The following is an 18,726-nucleotide window of genomic DNA, read 5'->3' as shown; positions in this document are numbered from 1 at the left end:
TCGTATAAATTACTTGACATAAGTGAGTGCGTAGATAGAATTACACCGCAAATGAGAACTTATTCTGAAAGCGAAAAAATAAGTTTTCTTAAATAGTTAAGCGGGAATAGCTCAGTTGGTAGAGCACAACCTTGCCAAGGTTGGGGTCGCGAGTTCGAGTCTCGTTTCCCGCTCCAAGTTTAAAAATAAAGCCTCAGAAATTATCTGAGGTTTTTTGTTTTGGCTGGGTGGCAGAGTGGTTATGCAGCGGCCTGCAAAGCCGTGGACGCCGGTTCGATTCCGACCCCAGCCTGTTAATAAAACAGAATAAGCGATTTCGACTGTTAAAAAATTTCTGGTCTTTGGTATCTGGTTTTTAGCATGCCCGGGTGGCGGAACTGGTAGACGCAAGGGACTTAAAATCCCTCGGGATCTGATCCCGTGCCGGTTCGATTCCGGCCCCGGGCATACTAGAGACCAGAAACGAGAAACTGGAAGCCAAATCGCATGGTCACCTGACCGCGATTTATGTACACTGAAGGAGCATATCGCTTTTTTACCCAGTTTCGGGAAATATCTGAATATGACATTTGTTGTAACAGAGAAATGCATACGCTGTAAATATACAGACTGTGTAGAAGTTTGTCCGGTTGATTGTTTTTACGAAGGCCCCAATTTTCTTGTTATCAATCCTAATGAATGTATCGATTGCGCGCTTTGCGAACCGGAATGTCCGGTCAATGCTATTTATTCCGAAGACGACTTGCCAGAAAAATATCAGTCATTTTTAGAGTTGAACGCCGAGCTGTCAGAAAAATGGCCCAATATCAACAGGCTAAAGGAGGCACCGGCGGATGCAGATCAATGGGCTGAAGTTGAAGATAAAATCCAATATTTAGAAAAAGAATGGCCAAAAGAGTAGGCTTATGTTTTGGACATTTTTGTTAAGCAACTTTTTAGCTTCACTTGAGTGGCTTCTGGCTGGAATGATGTATCAGTGAACATACTTGCCTTTGATACTTCCTCATCTGCCTGTTCTATTGCCTTGCGCAAAGGCGGGGAAATAACTGTGTTGCATGAAATTGCTCCTATGCAACAGGCCCGGCTGATTTTGCCAATGATTCAGGCTGCACTCGATTCTTTTTCCCTTACGCTTCATCAGCTTGATGCCATTGCCTACGGATGCGGGCCGGGCAGTTTTACCGGTATTCGTATCGCAAGCTGTACGGCACAGGGGCTGGGTTTTGCGTCGGCTGTCCCTCTCGTTTCTATTTCTTCCCTGGCAGCGCTTGCCCAAACCGTATTTATGGAGCAGGGTTTTAGAAAATTACTGGTCGCGCTGGATGCCCGAATGGGGCAAGTCTATTGGGCCGCCTATGAAGCAGGCCAAGAGGGCCGTGTTCAACTGATCCATCAGGAACAGCTTTGTGCACCTGATGAAGTGGATCTGCCCACTCAGTTACACACTGAGCAGTGGTATGGGGTGGGCGATGGCTGGGAAAAATATGGGAAAATAATGTCAACAGCACTGAAATTTGAGCCCGCTGTTGTGGAATCACAGCTTCCCTCAGCGAGAGCCATGCTAGAATTAGCTGAAATAAAACTGCAGCGAGGCGAATATGTGACGGCAGGGCAGGCGCTTCCTGCTTATCTTCGTTGAGATTTTATACCCATAAAGGCTAAAATTTGCATAATCCTATGGGGGCGGTAGAAAAATACGGGTAGGGGTGCCAAGTAGGTCATCCAAGGGGTTCTCTGAATATCGGTGACGGGGTCAGGGGACGTAGCGTCGGCGGTAAGCATTACCCTGGCTATCATGCCAGGATGAGCTCGCGAATAGTGATTCTAGAACATTTATTACAAAGCAGGAGTCAGTATGGCTGGTGTCAATAATAGAGAAAGCCAAAATATAATTAACCAGATTAAAACATATGTCAAAAATCATGCTCCTGCGAAAGAAGCAGACTTGCTTGAAGCATTTGCAGAGCGCTATTTTTCATCGATCGCACTGGATGATTTAAAAGAACGTACGATTTCTGACTTATACGGTATACTGCTATCGCACTGGAAATTTATCTATCAACGCTCGCCGGGCGAAGCGAAAGTCCGAATTTTTAATCCTGAAAAAGCAAAAGATGGCTGGAAGTCAACTCATACCATCATTCAAATCTCACACGATGATATTCCTTTTCTTGTTGACTCTACGCGCATGGCTATTAATCGCTATGATTACCAGATCCATTTCATTATCCACTTTGGCGGCCTTAAAGTAATGCGCGATAACCGCCATCGTATTACCGGCTTTTTACCGCCTGGTATCATTGAGAAAGATGCCACCTCGGAAGCGCCCATCTATATTGAAATTGACCGTATTGCTGACGAAAGAGAAATGTCAGCGTTGCAAGCCGATATTGAACGCGTATTAGCTGATGTGCGTGTAGCGGTCGCTGACTGGCGCAAAATGGTGTCACGCGTGGAAGATTGTCTCAAAGATCTTGAAAGCAATCCACCCAGTCTTGATCTTGCCGAACTGGCTGAATCGCGGGACTTTTTGCGCTGGCTGGTAAATAACAACTTCACTTTTTTGGGTGCCCGCGATTATAAACTGATCGGCAATGGTACGAACCGCGCGCTGCAAATTATTCCCGGCTCAGGGCTCGGTGTCCTCCGGGATGAAACGTTTAGCACAACATCCAAGAGTTATGCTGAACTTCCGCCGCAGGCAAGAAAAATGGCGCTTTCAAAAAATATTTTGATTATTGCCAAAACAAACACCACATCCACTGTCCATCGCCGTGCCTATACCGATTATATTGGTGTAAAACGTTTTAATGAAAAAGGAGAGCTAATAGGCGAACGCCGATTTATTGGCCTTTACACTTCAACCGCCTATCATAGCAGCCCACGCCAAATTCCATTTTTACGTCATAAAGTGGATAAGGTACTTGAAGACCTGGGTTTTCCACCAGACAGCCATGATGGCAAAGAGGCGGTGCACATTATTGAGACGCTGCCGCGCGATGACTTGTTCCAGGCTTCGCACGAAGAATTGTTGGCACTGACGCTTGGTATCCTGCAACTTAAAGAGCGAAAACGTATTCGGTTGCTTGTCCGCCGTGATGCGTTTTATCGCTATTTTTCCTGCCTGGTTTTTGTGCCGCGTGAGATATTTAATACCGAGCTCGTCTATTCCATGCAAGACATATTAATGGAAGCATTTAAAGGCATCGAATGTACGTATACGACTTATTTTTCTGACTCTGTGCTTGCTCGTATTCACTTCCTTGTCCGTGTTAATCCCCGGGCGCCAGTTGACTATGATATCGCAGAGATTGAAAAGAAACTGATTACTGTTTCCCGTTCCTGGTCAGATGAATTAAAAGAACAGTTAATTGAAAAATATGGCGAGTCGGAAGGGTTAAAATATTACATTAAATACCATAGGGCTTTTCCTGCCAGTTACACGGAATATTATTCAGCTGCTGAAGCGTTAGGCGATATTGAAAAAATTGAAGGTTTGTCGAAAGAAAATGCCCTGGGCATGCTGTTTAGCAAAACCAACGGCGGCCATACATTAAGCCTAAAACTTTTTCATGTGGAAGAAACCGTCGTATTGTCTGACGTGTTGCCCATACTTGAGAACATGGGCTTACGTATTATCGGCGAGCGGCCGCATGAGGTGAAGTTCAAGGATGGAAAACGTATCTGGGTAAATGACTTTGACGTATCTTACTCCACAAATAAAGCCATTGACATCAAGAGTGTCAAAGATGTTTTTCAGGAAGCATTTACCCGCATCTGGTTTCAGGAAGCGGAAAACGATGGCTTCAACCGGCTGGTACTGGACGCCAACCTGACATGGCAGGAAACAGCCATGTTACGCGCTTATACAAAATATTTGCGTCAGACTGGTTTTACCTTCAGCCAGAGTTACATCGAACAGGCATTAATTAATAATGTAGAAATAACCAAACTGCTCGTGCAGCTTTTTATCCTTCGTTTCGATCCCGTTATTCAGAGACACAAACACCCTGATCCAAGCGAGCTGATAACAGCTATCGAGCAGTCTCTGGATGCCGTATCCAGTCTGGACGAGGACCGTATTCTACGGCGTTTGCTCGAAGTGATACAAGCAACCATACGTACGAATTATTTTCAAAAAAATAACGAAGGTACGGAAAAACCCTATATTTCTTTCAAATTCGATCCATCTGCTATTTCCGATTTACCGCTGCCCAAGCCCAAGTATGAAATTTTCGTTTATTCGCCGAGGGTGGAAGGCGTACATTTGCGCGCAGGCAAGGTAGCTCGCGGCGGTCTCAGGTGGTCAGACCGGCGTGAAGATTTCCGCACAGAAGTGCTCGGTCTGATGAAGGCACAACAAGTGAAAAACACGGTTATTGTACCCGAAGGTGCGAAGGGCGGATTTTTTGTAAAAACCGCTCAGACATCCACCATGAGCCGTGATGAATACATGAAAGAAGTCATTTATTGTTATTCAACGTTTATCAAAGGCCTTCTGGATATCACGGACAATATCAAGGAGGGTGTCATTATACCACCTGCAAACGTTGTGCGTTATGATGAGGATGATCCGTATCTTGTCGTGGCTGCGGATAAAGGAACCGCTACTTTTTCTGATATCGCTAATGGCATCGCGCAAAGTTACGGGTTTTGGCTGGATGATGCTTTTGCATCTGGTGGCTCGGCAGGGTATGACCATAAAAAAATGGGGATTACCTCTCGTGGGGTGTGGGTTTCTGTTAAACGGCATTTCCGCGAACTTGAGATTGATCCAGAGAAAGATAATTTTACTGTGGTGGGCATCGGCGACATGAGCGGAGATGTATTTGGCAACGGCATGCTGCTTTCACGACACATTAAATTGATCGGTGCATTTAACCATATGCACATTTTCCTCGATCCGGATCCGGATCCTGAAGCAAGCTACGAAGAAAGAAAACGCCTTTTCGGTTTACCGCGTTCCTCCTGGTCGGATTATAATCCGGACTTGATTTCTAAAGGCGGCGGGGTATTTAACCGTTCTGCCAAATCAATCAAACTGACACCTGAACTTAAACGCGTACTGAATACCAAAAAAGACAGCATGGTGCCCAATGAGTTGATTCGCACCATGCTTAAGGCGCCTGTCGATCTTATCTGGAATGGTGGTATCGGTACTTTTGTTAAATCAGCGCAGGAGAATCACGCTGATGTGGGTGACCGCACGAATGACGGTATCCGCATTGATGCTGTTGAGCTGAATGCCAAAGTTATCGCAGAGGGCGGCAACCTGGGTTTAACGCAGCTTGCTCGTATAGAATATTCTCTGCAAGGCGGCATTGTGAATACAGATTTCATTGATAATTCCGCGGGTGTCGACTGCTCCGACCACGAAGTCAATATCAAGATTCTGCTAAACCGCCTGATGCTTCAGGGCGATATGACACGTGAGCAGCGCAATAAACTGCTGGAAAAAATGACGGATGAAGTAGCCGAACTGGTACTGCTGGATAATTACGAGCAGACGCAAATGCTAAGTCTTGAAGCGTCAGTCTCACAGCAAACTATGGATTTATTCAGGCAGTATATGAATGATCTGGAAAAAGAGGGTAGGCTTAATAGGCGGCTTGAATATTTGCCCGATGATAAAACGCTGATCGAGCGCAAAGCCAGCAATAAGCCATTGACTCGTCCGGAAATAGCCATTCTGCTAGCTTATAGCAAGATGTATCTAAAACAGGATATCTTGGCGAGCGATGTCCCTGAAGAACCTTATTTCGACAAATACCTGCTGGCTGCTTTTCCAAAACCACTGCGAGAAAAATATTTGCCGGAAATGAAAGAACACAGCCTGCGGCGTGAAATTGTTGCCACGCAACTTTGCAAAGCGATTGCAGACCGTATGGGCATCAACTTCGTTGAACGACTGCAGCGGGAAACCGGTGCCTCCACCGCATTTATTATCCGTGCGTTTACGATTGCTGACAGTCTCTTCCATATGGAAGACCTCTGGCATCAGATTACCGCGCTAGATTACAAGGTGAGTACGCACATTCAATATAGAATGATGCTGCAGATTTATTACCTGATTCGCAGGGCGACACGGTGGTTTTTGCGCAATCGCAAGCCTAATCTTGACATTCAAAAGACCATCGATAGTTTTTCGCCTTCTATTAATGAGCTTATCAAGCACTTGCCGCAACTGTTGGATGCCTCTGACAAAGAAGCGTTTGATGCGGCAATGGGTTATCTCACGGAACAGGGTGTGCCAGAAAAACTGGCCAGAAGTGTTGCGTGCTGCAACACGCTGTTCACCTCGCTCGATATTGTAGAATCAGCGCAAAAGTATGAGCTCGATTTATTTGAAGTCGCAAAAACCTATTATCTGTTGGGTAATAGGCTGGAATTAAACTGGTTAAGAGAACTGATGAATTCCTATGTCGTCGAAAATCAGTGGGATGAGCTGGCTCGAGCCGGGTTCCGTGATGATCTTGATCGTGTGCAGCGAAAACTAAGCGCGCGAGTGCTCACAATGAAAATAAAAGACGCTAAAACTAAAACGATCGAGGAGCGCATTAATATCTGGATTAATCGATATCAGTTTTTAATGGAACGCTGGCAAAAACTGCTTACTGATGTTAAGTCGAGCGATATTGTCGGATTTGTTACTTATTCCGTGGTATTGCGTGAATTATTTGATTTTGCACAAGCTGCATGAGGAATATTTAAAATGATAGACGAAAGGATTTCAGAAAAATTGCCTTATCCCTCCAAATATGTGGAGGTCTACGGCTCAAGGATGCATTATATTGAAGCAGGATCGGGCAATCCAATCCTGTTTTTACACGGTATTCCCACTTCTTGTTATTTGTGGCGCAATATTATTCCGCACCTTTCATCATTGGGTCGCTGCATTGCGCCGGATTTGATCGGATTCGGAAAATCAGATAAGCCCGACATCAAGTACACAGTGGTAGATCATATTAAATATGTAGAGAAATTTATTGAAACGCTGGGTCTTAAGCATATTACCTTGATTATGCATGGATGGGGATCGGTCATTGGACTGGATTATGCCATGCGTCACGAAGAAAATTGCGTTGGTCTGGTCTTTTATGAGGCTTTTTTACGGTCATCCAATGGTGATGACATTTCGCTTCCTTTTCAGGAGCAATTGATTTCGCTGCAAAACCAGCCTGTGGATGATTTCATCGTGGATGGTTCTGCTTTTGTGGACAGAATTATTCCTCAAATGGTCATGCGCCAGTTGACAGAGAAAGAAATGAACCATTATCGTGAGCCTTTTGTACAGGAAGGTTCAGGCAAACCTATTGCGCAATATCTGAAGGAGTTGCCAAGGGGTAACGAGAAGAACGAAGTTGAGCAGTTAATTGCAAGCTATTCGAAAAAGCTGACAAAATCCCAGTTACCAAAGTTAATGCTCTATTCCGTGCCCGGATTCGTGACGACTATCGCAACCGCCATGTGGGCGAAAGAACATTTACCTAATCTGGAAATTGTCGATATTGGTGAAGAACTACATCTTGCGCAGGAAAGCTACCCGCAGCTGATTGGCGAATCCATTAGTGTGTGGTTGCAGGGTGTGGAGCAAATGCGGAGAGGATGATCACATTCATTCTTCTCAGGAACCAGAAAATTATTTCGGAGCAACATTCATGACAGGCTATTCCGTAGCAATTGTAGGAGCAACCGGACTTGTTGGAACGACTTTGCTCTCTCTTCTGGAAGAGAGAGGTTTTCCAGCAAAAAAACTATATCTCATTGCAAGCCAGCAATCAGCTGGCAAAGCATTAACTTTTCGCCAGGAAACCCATCCTATTCACGATCTGGCCACGTTCGATTTTCGGCAAACCGACATCACTTTTTTCTGCGTAGGCAATCATCTGTCTGCCCAGTATGTGCCTCAGGCGATCTCATGTGGGAACATTGTTATTGATAAAAGTTCCTATTTCCGCAATCAGGCAGACATTCCCTTGCTAGTACCAGAAGTGAATATCCACATTCTTGACCGCTATCAACAAAAGAATTTAATTGCCAACCCTAACTGCATGGCCTTACCCATTGCAGTCGCACTGAAACCCATTTATGACGCTGTCGGCATTGAAAGAATCAATGTTGCAACCTATCAATCCGTTTCCGGCACAGGGAAGGAAGCGGTTTCTGAATTAACACAACAAACTGCGCAACTGTTAAGTGACCAGCCGGTACGGTCAAAAGTATACTCACAGCAAATAGCGTTTAACGTCTTACCGCACATTGATGACTTTCAGGTAAATGGTTACACCGGTGAGGAAATGAAAATTGTTTCGGAATTGCAAAAAATATTTGACGATCCATCGCTGGCTGTTAATCCAACTGCAGTGCGTGTTCCCGTCTTTTGTGGTCATGCGGCCGCCGTTCATATCGAAACCAAAGATAAAATAACCGTGGAGCGTGCTTTACAATTACTCGCGGGCGCGCCCAGCGTCAAACTAATTACCGGCGAATATCCTTATCCTACGCCTGTACAGGATGCGGCTGGGAAAGATTACGTTTGTGTTGGCCGGATTCGTGAAGACATTTCTTGCGGGAAAGGATTAAATCTGTGGATTGTGGCAGATAATTTGCGCAAAGGGGCTGCATTAAACGCTGTGCAGATTGCTGAACACTTAATTAAACATTATTTATCGCCATGATTTATCATATTATCCAAAGTTATTTAGTCATTTTCCTTTCCATAGGTATGGCTTCGCTTTTTATTCTGTTGGGCGGATTATATCTAATCTTAAAACCACGCAGACAACTTTCGCCCAAAGAGCCGTCGCCCGCGAAAACCGTTGCGATTATTCAAGAGACGCAGCCCAATCAGGAAGAGGAAAGAAGAACTTCTTCAAACGCCAAGCAGGCTAAATCTTCTCTGACGATAACTTCCAGTGATATCGCAGCAATTGCAGGTGAGGATGTGCTGTCCACGCAGCTCGATTTGGCTCAAGCGTACCTTGAAGCAGGAAGAAAACAATTGGCCAAAAAAATTCTTGAATACGTTGCAGAGCAGGGAAACGATACGCAACAGACAGAAGCTAGGAAACTGTTAGGTACTATCTAAGATATGCGTATCGCACTGGGTGTCGAATATAACGGGTATGGTTTTTTTGGATGGCAGGCCCAACGAAATCTTGCGACAATCCAGGGTACATTGCAGGAGGCCCTTGCCAAGGTCGCCAACGAATCCGTCTTTCTTTTTTGTGCAGGCCGTACTGATGCGAATGTGCATGCAACGGGACAAGTCGTGCATTTTGATACACACGCAAAGCGCCATATCGATGCATGGATATGGGGAACGAATGCCCATTTGCCACCCTCCATTGTGGTACGCTGGGCGCGTCAAACCGATTACAGTTTCCATGCGCGATTTACGGCAGTCGCCCGACGTTATCGATATGTTATTTTCAATCATCCTATTCGCTCAGCCGTTTTGTCATCCCGAGCCACATGGCATTATTATCCGCTGGATGCTGAGCGCATGCGCGAAGCGGGCAAGTATTTGATTGGTGAGCAAGACTTTAGCTCGTTTCGCTCATCACAATGCAATTCAAAGTCACCTATGCGCTGTGTCACGGAGTTTTCGATTGAACGACGCGGAGACTTTATTATTTTTGATATTGAAGCAAATGCTTTTTTGCATCACATGGTGCGAAACATCGCAGGCGTGCTAATGAAAATCGGGGCAGGTATTCAGCAGCCAGGCTGGATGCAGGAGGTTCTTCAGGCGAAAAATAGACGGGCAGCTGCGGAAACCGCGCCGCCAGACGGGCTTTATCTGACCCGGGTGCGTTACCCTGAACCTTATATTTTCCCCTTATCTCATGAGCCATTTTTGCTATAATGCCTGGTTTACTTTTAAAAAACTCGGCCGCTTGCGACCTGGTTTTTTAAATTTATACCGCTCTGCGCGAACCAATTCGCGCTCGCGACTTAAGGGAAGAGCGACTAGAAGCGTCGCTCATCGGTAGGCTTTAACGATAAAATTAATGTTTATTTACAAGAGCGAAAGGTAACCCTATGAATTGGTTCAAAAAATTATTGCCCTCCCGCATACGCACCGGTGCAAGTTCCAAAAAAGGCGTGCCGGAAGGCTTGTGGTCTAAATGTGATAATTGCAACTCCATTCTTTACCGGTCCGAGCTTGAAAGAAATCTGGAAGTCTGCCCGAAGTGTGATTATCACATTCGTATTGCTGCCCGTACACGTCTGCAATATTTTTTAGATCCGGACTCAGGTATTGAAATCGCTGCCGATGTCGGCCCAGAAGACCGGCTGAAATTCAGGGATTTAAAAAAATACAAAGACCGTCTGGCCGCAGCACAAAAAGAGACGGGTGAAAAAGAAGCCCTGATCGCCATGCGTGGTGAATTATATGCCTTGCCTGTGGTAGCTGTTGCTTTTGAATATGGCTTTATTGGCGGTTCCATGGGTGCTGCAGTAGGTGAGCGCTTTGTGCGTGCTGTTAATACATGTATTGAGCAGCATGTGCCGCTCGTCTGTTTTTCGGCAAGCGGTGGCGCGCGTATGCAGGAAGCTTTAATTTCGTTAATGCAAATGGCGAAGGTTAGCGCTGCGCTGGCACAATTGTCTGAACAGGGCATTCCTTACATTTCTGTACTGACTGATCCCACCATGGGTGGTGTCTCTGCAAGTCTTGCCATGTTGGGCGATATCATTATTGCAGAACCTAACGCGCTGATTGGTTTTGCAGGCCCACGCGTGATTGAGCAAACCGTACGTGAAAAATTACCGGAAGGTTTTCAGCGTAGCGAGTTTTTATTAAAACACGGTGCGATAGACATGATTCTACACCGTAGCGAAATGCGTCAGGGAATTGCGCGATTGCTGGCTAAATTAACAAAGCAGAAAATTGTAGTTGCCTGAAAAAAGTAGAGTTAATGCAGGCTCTAAGTATACAATAATCGTGTTATTACTGTTTGGGGTGAAATATGGAGCGAAAAACAAAACATAGAATTCTTGGCATTCTGGTTGTGGTAGGGCTGATTATTCTTTTATTGCCGCTGCTTCAAAGCGGAAAGGAAATACCCACAGAAACAACGGTGGTTAAAGCGCCGCCTTTTCCAGATCAATCCGTTCAGGTAACCACGAATGCGCCTCCTCAACAATCACCCGTGCTCCAAGACCAGGACCAGCATGCACAGCAGCAAAGTACAACCAACCCTCAAGCAAATGAAGGGGTTGTCAATTCCACAGCCGACAATGTACTCAATGACGGTACCGTAGACAGTGAGCCCAATGCCCTAACGGAAGGCACGGCTAAAACGGATTCGGAAATCAACCAGCCACGAGTGCAGCCTGAACAAAAAGATAAAATTGCCGCGGCCTCATCTGCGGATATCTGGGAAGAAGAATTAAAAGCGCAAAATACAACCCAGACAGTCAAACAGGACGAACCTGTTAAAGTTAACCTTCCTAAAATGGAAGCAAACTTGAATGTCAGAGAAGAAGCTCAACAAGATAAAAAAGCGCGAGTGATCGAAGTCAAGCCAGCCGTTATTAAGGCGCCTTCAGTGAAAAAAAACGCGGCTGTTGTTAGGCACGCTGCTGTCTCTAAAACAGTGAAATCCGTACCCGCCATTCAGGGACCGGTGGAGCGTGATGGTCTGATCAAACTAAAAAGCGCTGTATGGATCATTCAGATAGGCAGCTTCAAAAATAAGGCTAATGCACTGCGCTTGGTAAATCAGTTGCGCGCTAAAGGTTATCCTGCATTTATCCAGCAGGTTTCGACTACGCTGGGCAGCAGCACACGTGTTTTCGTTGGTCCCGAAACAAATCAATCGAATGCGCGCGCATTAGCTAACCAATTAGAAAGTGAAATGCGGTTGCGAGGTATTGTACTCAGCTATAAACCATTGGCGCTGTGATAAATTGCCCATGCTGGTTCAATGTCATTTTAGCGTCTCAACGCCAGGGCGCGGCATACTCAATATTACAGATGAAGTGGCCGCGCTGGTTGCCCAAGCAAATGTCACTACCGGCCTTTGCCATGTTTTTTTGCACCATACCAGCGCCTCATTAATTTTGTGCGAAAATGCAGATCATCTGGTACAGCGCGATCTGGAAGCTTTTATGTCTCGTCTCGTTCCAGACGGAGATGATTTATATCAGCATACCTATGAAGGCCCGGATGACATGCCTGCTCACGTACGCACAGTCCTGACCAGTAGTTTTTTAACCATACCGATTACCGCTAATCAGCTTGGTTTGGGTACATGGCAGGGCATTTACTTATGGGAACACCGTCTGCGTTCCCATCAGCGGAAATTGACTGTAACAGTACAAGGCGAATAATTTATTTTCTTGGGCTTATGTTGGGGTAAATTTCCTGACTTAAGTTCTCTCTTAAGTTCGCCAAACTCGATTGTTCTTGCTCGACATAGTTTTTCAAAAGTTCGACTGCGTCAGCAGCCGTCCGCACCCCGAAAGAGCCATTCGGCCCGCGCCGCATGCGGTGTTGGTAGCTTATTCCTACAAAAAAATCGAAACTCAACCCAGAATGAACATCCCGACCAGAACGATAAAATGAAGTCTCATCATCATTTAACTTAAGCTCGTCCGCGCGTCTACTTATTTGCTTATTACTCTCTACAACATCCCAAAGGCCTTCACAGTACACCTTACCTAGCTCCGGGGTAAGAACACTCTGTATTAAACCAAGTCCTGCGATACAATACAGATCTCGCTGATCCCAATTCTGAAATACACTAAAGTAATCGGCATAAGCTTTATAGCTAGCAATCAGTAATTGCTCTACATCAGGGTAATTTTCTAACGTAACAGCTCCATCAGGCAGCAACTCTTTTCTAAATGCGCTGAGAGCTGCCTTTGTTTCTTCACTTATTCTGTCAATGAGTCTGTCTTTTTTCGTGCCATTAGGAAAAGTTTCTTTGGCAATTACATCAATGAGTGCTTTCATTTTAAGCGCATAGGCAATCTCTTTTTCTTTCTTTTCTTCTTCACTTAGTTCGTGCACTTTCCACTGGAGAAGCGCTTCTGCCTGGCCATTCTCAAGCTCTTTAAAATAAGGGAGTAACAACTTGGTCATTTCGAGCTGACCTCTAAAGGTGGCGATTTCAAGCGGTTTTGCAAGGAATCGTTGCCAGGTTAATTGGCTTTCTATCCCTTCTTTTATTTCTTTTGGCGAAAATATTTTCATTGGATCTTGTAATAAAAGGGATGGTTTTTTATCCAATATTTTTTTCACAATATCGTTTTCGTTATCTACTACAGATTGTAGAAGCTGTTTAAAGGCAAGTTTATCGAGGTTGGGTTTGAAAGTGGTGTATAAGCCAAAACAGGTTTTAGCTAAGTTCACTTGATCTTTAATGGAAAGGTCATCGATAACGACATTGAGAAGAATAGCCAGAAAATAGGGCGATAGTATGTAAGCAGTTTCAGGTTGAGCTATTCTTTGAATTATTATTTTTCCTTGTTCAATGTTATTAGGAGTCGTTCTCGTATCCACATCACACCTCATTTAAATTAATGTGGTCTAAATTTTTACAGATTAATCTTAAGTCAATCTTAAATTTAATAGTTGTTCAAAAAGCAAATTACGGTGATATCGCTCTGGTCGAATCAAAAAAGGATAGGCGATTTTATCTCTTAAAATTAGCCCCAGATCTGTTCGATTAATTATTTTATAATTATATCATAATGTTGGACGAATAAGTTTAAACTATACGTTAATGTTGACTTAATATTGACCAAGTATAGTACTCTAAACCCGATAAAAAAAACCCGCTAGTTAAGCCAAATAATTTCATCAAGTAATTATTCAAAACACACATGCTGCAGGAGTTCGTTTATGAAAAAGATATATTTGCTGAGTTTGACTGTGTCATTAGCGATTGGTCTGGGTTACGTGTATTTATCTAATAAAAGTGAATACACACGTCAGGTCGTTCAAGTTTCAGAAAATAAAAATACGGATTTTAATCAAGCTGTCGAGTCATCTGAAAATACTTCTATGATCGATGAAAAAAGTATTTTAAAAAATGCGCCTGGCCTCAATCCCGACGCACTGAAAGTTGCTGTCAAAGGATATAAATGGTCACTCAATAAGGGCATCATCGAAAATCCAACTATTCTTACCATCATTGATTTCAGCAAACCTTCAAATGAGAAACGACTTTGGGTTATTGATCTTAAGACAAACAAAGTATTGATGAATATCTATACCACACAAGGCAAGAACAGCGGTTTGTTGTATGCTACATCCTTTTCAAACACGCCAAGCAGCGATCAGACCAGTCTTGGCGTCTATAAGACCTTGGATGTTTACGAAGGCAAACATGGTCCTTCCCTGCGTTTGCAAGGACTTGAAAAGGGTATCAATGACAAGGCTTATCAGCGCTCTATTGTGATTCATCCTGCTGATTACGCAACACCTCAGTATGTTAAATCAAATAAAAGAGCAGGTCGAAGCTGGGGTTGTTTTGCTATTGATCCGGCTGTGAGCAATAAGTTAATTGATATCACTAAAAATGGCACTGTTGTATTTGCCTACGCGCCGCAAGAAAAGAATGATCCCAATATAAAAAATATTTAACGACTACAGGGCTATCATCATCCCGCTGCGCCAGCAGCGGGATTGAAGCTCCACCTAATCACAAGTGGTCGTTATAAGACAATGTTACGATTAAATTCAATCGCCTTTAATTCATTTCTTCCTGCTTCATCCCATACTAATACACTGCCTTGATGGTGCCACGCTCCCAACACAAGGCGAGTTGCAGGCGTACCATTAATGGTGAAACTGTGCATACCAGGCCGATGTGTATGGCCATGAATAAGCACTGTTACACCATGCTTTACCATCACGCGTTCTACTTCTGCTTGAGTGACATCCATGATTTCCGGCAAAGTATTTTTTGTGTAATGTTCACTTTTCACGCGCATTTTGTTTGCGATATGTCTGCGCAGACGCAAGGGCAATATTAAAAAAAAGAGCGTATGCAAAACAGGATTGTGTGACAATTTACGCCATCTAAGATAAGCCGTGTCGCGTGTGCATAACGTATCGCCATGCATAAGTAACGCATGTGTATCATATAGCCTAATTTTTGTTTCATCCGCTAATACACGACAGCCGGTCTCACGCAAGAATTTTTTTCCGATAAGAAAATCTCGATTGCCGGGGAGAAAATAAATAGGCAATCCGTGAGCGGTTGCTGAACGAAGTGCATCAATAATCTCTCGATGAAAAGGGGTGTCATCATCATCGCCAATCCAGGCTTCAAACAGATCGCCCAAAATATAGAGCGCATCAACTGAGGCATCGCATCGATTCAATAGTGCTAGAAACTGGCGGGTAATTTCGGGTTGAGATGCTTGTAAGTGCAAGTCTGATATAAATAAAGTTTTGCGACGGGGAGTCATATTTTTAATTGCCCATTTATTATAAATGATTTTTAGAAATTTTACATCAGGTTATCTTAACACCACTATTCTATAATAATAGTATATGGAGGTGGTATCATGAATTTACTTACATCTTCTGATTCACTGGTACTGTGGCGTGATACGGTAAGGGATGCTGAAAAACGCTGCGCCATTCGGCTTGAAAGAGAGTTGGAAACCTATCTTGTTTCACTCTTGCTTCGTTATATGAATCAACCTGAAATTGCCAAACAAGTTTTTGCCAGAGCCATTCTGGAAGCCCAGCAAATGCTGGAAAGAGAGCGCAATACTGCCTTGCAGGAAGTAGGTGATCAATGCCTGCTGTTTGCCGGTCTGTTCCCTCGCGCAGCGGAAAGAAGACATGTAAAAATCAGCTATTTTGTTGATATTGGTAAGACTGCCTATGCGACCATTTCACAACAGGCAAATGATTTATATGGCTCCTTGGCGATGCAATTTGTCTTGTTGATGGATGTCTTGCAATCCATTCGACCCTATCACGACTTGCTACCCCTGGAAGCCTATGAACAGTGGAACGAACTGGGTAGCCGCCGCGCGCTTAATATTCTGCAGATGTATACCGATAGCCTGCCGGTGAGTGCTCGAAAAAAATAGTTCAAACAAGGAGTTATAAAACCTGCCTTTTTCATTATATTAATAAGCAATTATGTCTATAATTAAATAATAAAATAATCAAACAACGAGGATTTTATGCCAGAAAAAAAGAGCCGCCTTGATTACCTCGATTTACAAATGCCAAAATCAAAATCGGCTCTGCTCAATCCTAAAGCTAGCCACGCTGATGTTACTATTAATAGAGTAAATCATCTGATGGATAAAACTGCCGAATTGATGAAGCGTGTCAGCAGAATTGAACAAAATGAAAATCTATCTGATAGCATCAAGCGTCAAAATTCCAGTCCGCTTAAAATTGAAATTCGAAGAAATTTTGCCTTGATGCAGGATCTGCTACGGCAGGAACGTTTCGCGGTTGCCCGAGAATTCCATCGTCTACGCGCAGAAAATCCCAACATAGAACTTGAAAAGCATCCAGGATTGAAAGCACTAAAAGAAAGAAGTGACAAACTCTTGGAGTTATCAAAAACGATAGAAACACAGCAACACTTGTCCCAATCGGCAGCTGCGCCTACTTTTGATCCGCTTATTGCTTCCATGCCGCTCACGCCAACAACCAAGATAGTGATGGCTAAGGAAGACCTCGAAAGATTTAGCGACTTGGTGATAAAAACAGGGTGGGCTAATGCTTCCAAGGAGATGGATCGGTTTGCAAAAGACAATAAGGTTTCCAGTGTGCATGTTAAAGGCGAAGTAATAGACCATTTGCAGGAAACAAAAAGATTTAAGCAAATTTTTGACGCCAAACCACATGATTTTTCCAAAGGACCCAAGCCTGAGGAACCAAAGAATTCAGGTGATGATTCCGACTATTCCGGGCCAAAACGCGGTCCGCGATAATCTTGTGACCAAGATTGGTCAATATTAACGCAAAAACTAACCACAGAGATTGAGTTAGTGAGCCATCCTCACTAGAATAACCAGATCTTTACTATGGGAGCGGTGATTCAATGCGCTTAATATTGCTAGGATGCCCTGGGGCAGGAAAGGGGACACAAGCCAAACTAATAACCGAAAAATTTCAAATACCACAGATCTCGACTGGGGATATCCTGCGGTCTGCCATCCAACAGGACTCAGCTTTGGGTAAACAGGTGAAAGAGATTGTGGAAAGTGGCCGCCTGGTACCGGATGAAATCGTGATTCAGCTTGTACAGGAGCGGATCAAACAGCCGGACGCTCAAAATGGTTTCCTCTTGGATGGTTTCCCACGTACCGTCACCCAAGCTGAAGCATTGCACAAGCACACTGATATCGATTATGTCATTGATATAGATGTGCCAGAAGAAGAAATACTCCGCCGGCTGACGGGCAGGCGTATTCATCCTGACTCAGGCAGAACCTACCATGTGCTTTACCAGCCCCCTAAAGAGGCTGGCAAAGATGACGTGACAGGCGAACCACTGGTTCAGCGTCCTGATGATAGCGAAGAAACGGTGCGAAAACGCCTCGCCGTTTATCAAGCCCAAACCAGTCCCCTCAGAGAGTATTATTCAAACTTCCAGGCACAGCCAGGCGTGCAAAAGCCGTACTATGTTAAAGTGGATGGAACGGGCTCAGTGGACGAGATAAAGAAAAAGATCTTTTCAGCCCTGACGCCTTCAACAGTAACTTCTAAATAATTTAAGGAAAAGTAAATCATGCGGAAATTGAATCTATTTCTTGTTGCTATCGCCGTATTTTTTATGCAATCAACGGCATTTGCTGCTTCCGATAGTCAAGCAGCGGCGTTAACCCCAGCGGGGTTTTGGAAAACGATTGACGATGTAACGGGCAAGCCCAAAGCGATTGTGCAGCTTTGGGAAACACCGGACAAAATAGTTTTTGGTCGCGTATTAAAAATTTTTCCCCGACCCGGCCATGATCAAAATGAAGTATGCGTAGCATGCGACGGCGATAAACATAACAAGCGCGTCGTGGGCATGGTCATTCTTGAAAATCTTAAACAAAGTACGGACGATCGCGCCAGCTGGACGGGTGGAAAAATTCTGGATCCAAAGAATGGAAAAACCTATCAGTCCAATATCCGGTTAGTTGATAACGGACGTAAACTGGATGTAAAAGGTTATATTGGTACGCCGTTATTCGGACGCACTCAGACATGGGTACGTGTGGCAGACCTGGAAAAAGCATAAACATATTTATAAGTTTTGTCGTGTACAGAGAAGTTTATAAAGCGGGCGAACAAGCCCGCCTTATTCAGGCGCATTCTGTTTAAAAAAAGACCTTAATCCTCTTATCTATCCATTATTCTAGCAGAATTTTTCTAACAATCCCTTCTTAAGAAAACCGGCTTAGTGTCTGGAGTATAATGAAAAAAGAATAAGCTTTTAACATTATCCCAAGAAGGAGGGTGCCATGAAGATGAAACTCGTCGACTCCAACTCAAAAAAACCGCTCGCCAATACCAGGATGCAGCTGCAAATCAAAGGAAAAAACAGTGGCTTTCTTACTTTAACAACGGACCCAAAAGGCGAGTTCACTTTGGATGATAAATATAAAAACCAGCAAATGACAGCTTCAGTGAATGGTATGCAGAGCCAATGGACCACGATCAGTGAAAATGCGACTATTCAAATCGCAAGCAGACAAAGTGTCATGGAAAAAATGAAATAAAAACGTAAACTCTATTTATAC

At 44.1% G+C, this 18,726-nt stretch carries 18 protein-coding genes and 3 tRNA genes; 19 read left to right on the top strand and 2 right to left on the bottom strand.

The features are described 5' to 3' along the window. Positions 1-100: 100 nt before the first annotated feature. The 13 genes from AQUSIP_RS05300 (at position 101) to AQUSIP_RS05240 (ending at position 12,342) form a co-directional block, all read left to right on the top strand. Positions 101-176: transfer RNA gene (locus AQUSIP_RS05300), tRNA-Gly, on the top strand. 45 nt (positions 177-221) lie between these two features. Next, a tRNA-Cys gene (locus tag AQUSIP_RS05295) sits at positions 222-292 on the top strand. A gap of 70 nt (positions 293-362) precedes the next feature. Further along, a tRNA-Leu gene (locus tag AQUSIP_RS05290) sits at positions 363-447 on the top strand. Positions 448-562: 115 nt separating this feature from the next. Next, positions 563-901 (top strand): ferredoxin FdxA, encoded by a 339-nt coding sequence (fdxA, locus tag AQUSIP_RS05285; RefSeq protein ID WP_114833964.1) that lies wholly within the window; start codon positions 563-565, stop codon positions 899-901. A gap of 75 nt (positions 902-976) precedes the next feature. Then, a complete protein-coding gene (tsaB, locus tag AQUSIP_RS05280) occupies positions 977-1,639 on the top strand; it encodes a tRNA (adenosine(37)-N6)-threonylcarbamoyltransferase complex dimerization subunit type 1 TsaB (RefSeq protein ID WP_170131764.1) in 663 nt (220 codons plus the stop codon). Between the two features lie 216 nt (positions 1,640-1,855). After that, positions 1,856-6,700 (top strand): NAD-glutamate dehydrogenase, encoded by a 4,845-nt coding sequence (locus AQUSIP_RS05275; protein ID WP_114833966.1) that lies wholly within the window; start codon positions 1,856-1,858, stop codon positions 6,698-6,700. A gap of 12 nt (positions 6,701-6,712) precedes the next feature. Next, the gene (locus AQUSIP_RS05270; protein WP_114833967.1) at positions 6,713-7,609 is read left to right on the top strand and encodes a haloalkane dehalogenase; all 897 of its coding nucleotides are present in this window, start codon (positions 6,713-6,715) and stop codon (positions 7,607-7,609) included. Between the two features lie 49 nt (positions 7,610-7,658). After that, positions 7,659-8,678, top strand: a complete 1,020-nt coding sequence (locus AQUSIP_RS05265; RefSeq protein ID WP_114833968.1) for an aspartate-semialdehyde dehydrogenase — start codon at positions 7,659-7,661, stop codon at positions 8,676-8,678. Continuing rightward, on the top strand, positions 8,675-9,088 hold the full coding sequence (locus AQUSIP_RS05260; RefSeq protein ID WP_114833969.1) for a FimV/HubP family polar landmark protein: 414 nt from the start codon (positions 8,675-8,677) through the stop codon (positions 9,086-9,088). Before AQUSIP_RS05265 ends, AQUSIP_RS05260 begins: the two co-directional genes overlap by 4 nt. A gap of 3 nt (positions 9,089-9,091) precedes the next feature. Continuing rightward, on the top strand, positions 9,092-9,868 hold the full coding sequence (truA, locus tag AQUSIP_RS05255; RefSeq protein WP_114833970.1) for a tRNA pseudouridine(38-40) synthase TruA: 777 nt from the start codon (positions 9,092-9,094) through the stop codon (positions 9,866-9,868). Positions 9,869-10,044: 176 nt separating this feature from the next. Continuing rightward, entirely contained in the window at positions 10,045-10,911 is an 867-nt protein-coding gene (gene accD / locus AQUSIP_RS05250; RefSeq protein WP_114833971.1) for an acetyl-CoA carboxylase, carboxyltransferase subunit beta, read from the top strand. Positions 10,912-10,976: 65 nt separating this feature from the next. Next, positions 10,977-11,915 carry an SPOR domain-containing protein gene (locus AQUSIP_RS05245; protein ID WP_114833972.1) on the top strand — a complete coding sequence of 313 codons (939 nt, stop codon included), beginning with the start codon at positions 10,977-10,979 and terminating at the stop codon, positions 11,913-11,915. 10 nt (positions 11,916-11,925) lie between these two features. Further along, a complete protein-coding gene (locus AQUSIP_RS05240; protein WP_114833973.1) occupies positions 11,926-12,342 on the top strand; it encodes a secondary thiamine-phosphate synthase enzyme YjbQ in 417 nt (138 codons plus the stop codon). Position 12,343: 1 nt separating this feature from the next. On the opposite strand, the gene AQUSIP_RS05235 is transcribed toward AQUSIP_RS05240, so the two are convergent. After that, positions 12,344-13,516, bottom strand: coding sequence for a hypothetical protein (locus AQUSIP_RS05235; RefSeq protein WP_114833974.1), 1,173 nt, complete (start codon positions 13,514-13,516; stop codon positions 12,344-12,346). Positions 13,517-13,858: 342 nt separating this feature from the next. Here AQUSIP_RS05235 and AQUSIP_RS05230 point away from each other — a divergent pair, with 342 nt between their 5' ends. Further along, on the top strand, positions 13,859-14,602 hold the full coding sequence (locus AQUSIP_RS05230) for a murein L,D-transpeptidase catalytic domain family protein (protein WP_114833975.1): 744 nt from the start codon (positions 13,859-13,861) through the stop codon (positions 14,600-14,602). A 71-nt stretch (positions 14,603-14,673) separates the two neighbouring features. Here AQUSIP_RS05230 and lpxH read toward each other — a convergent pair whose 3' ends face one another. Continuing rightward, the gene (gene lpxH / locus AQUSIP_RS05225) at positions 14,674-15,432 is read right to left on the bottom strand and encodes a UDP-2,3-diacylglucosamine diphosphatase (protein ID WP_114833976.1); all 759 of its coding nucleotides are present in this window, start codon (positions 15,430-15,432) and stop codon (positions 14,674-14,676) included. A gap of 99 nt (positions 15,433-15,531) precedes the next feature. Between lpxH and AQUSIP_RS05220 the strand changes: the two genes are divergently transcribed. The 5 genes from AQUSIP_RS05220 (at position 15,532) to AQUSIP_RS05200 (ending at position 18,705) form a co-directional block, all read left to right on the top strand. Then, complete coding sequence (locus tag AQUSIP_RS05220) at positions 15,532-16,068, top strand: hypothetical protein (RefSeq protein ID WP_114833977.1); 537 nt, start codon at positions 15,532-15,534, stop codon at positions 16,066-16,068. Positions 16,069-16,164: 96 nt separating this feature from the next. Continuing rightward, the gene (locus tag AQUSIP_RS05215) at positions 16,165-16,929 is read left to right on the top strand and encodes a hypothetical protein (RefSeq protein ID WP_114833978.1); all 765 of its coding nucleotides are present in this window, start codon (positions 16,165-16,167) and stop codon (positions 16,927-16,929) included. A 110-nt stretch (positions 16,930-17,039) separates the two neighbouring features. Continuing rightward, positions 17,040-17,711 carry an adenylate kinase gene (adk, locus tag AQUSIP_RS05210; protein ID WP_114833979.1) on the top strand — a complete coding sequence of 224 codons (672 nt, stop codon included), beginning with the start codon at positions 17,040-17,042 and terminating at the stop codon, positions 17,709-17,711. An 18-nt stretch (positions 17,712-17,729) separates the two neighbouring features. Then, entirely contained in the window at positions 17,730-18,224 is a 495-nt protein-coding gene (locus tag AQUSIP_RS05205; protein ID WP_197737833.1) for a DUF2147 domain-containing protein, read from the top strand. A 223-nt stretch (positions 18,225-18,447) separates the two neighbouring features. Beyond that, on the top strand, positions 18,448-18,705 hold the full coding sequence (locus AQUSIP_RS05200) for a peptidase associated/transthyretin-like domain-containing protein (RefSeq protein WP_114833980.1): 258 nt from the start codon (positions 18,448-18,450) through the stop codon (positions 18,703-18,705). Positions 18,706-18,726: the final 21 nt, after the last annotated feature.

This window comes from Aquicella lusitana (assembly GCF_902459475.1).
Taxonomy (GTDB): domain Bacteria; phylum Pseudomonadota; class Gammaproteobacteria; order DSM-16500; family DSM-16500; genus Aquicella; species Aquicella lusitana.
Note: the sequence above shows the minus strand (reverse complement) of the source record. Positions and strands in the feature narration are given on the sequence as shown.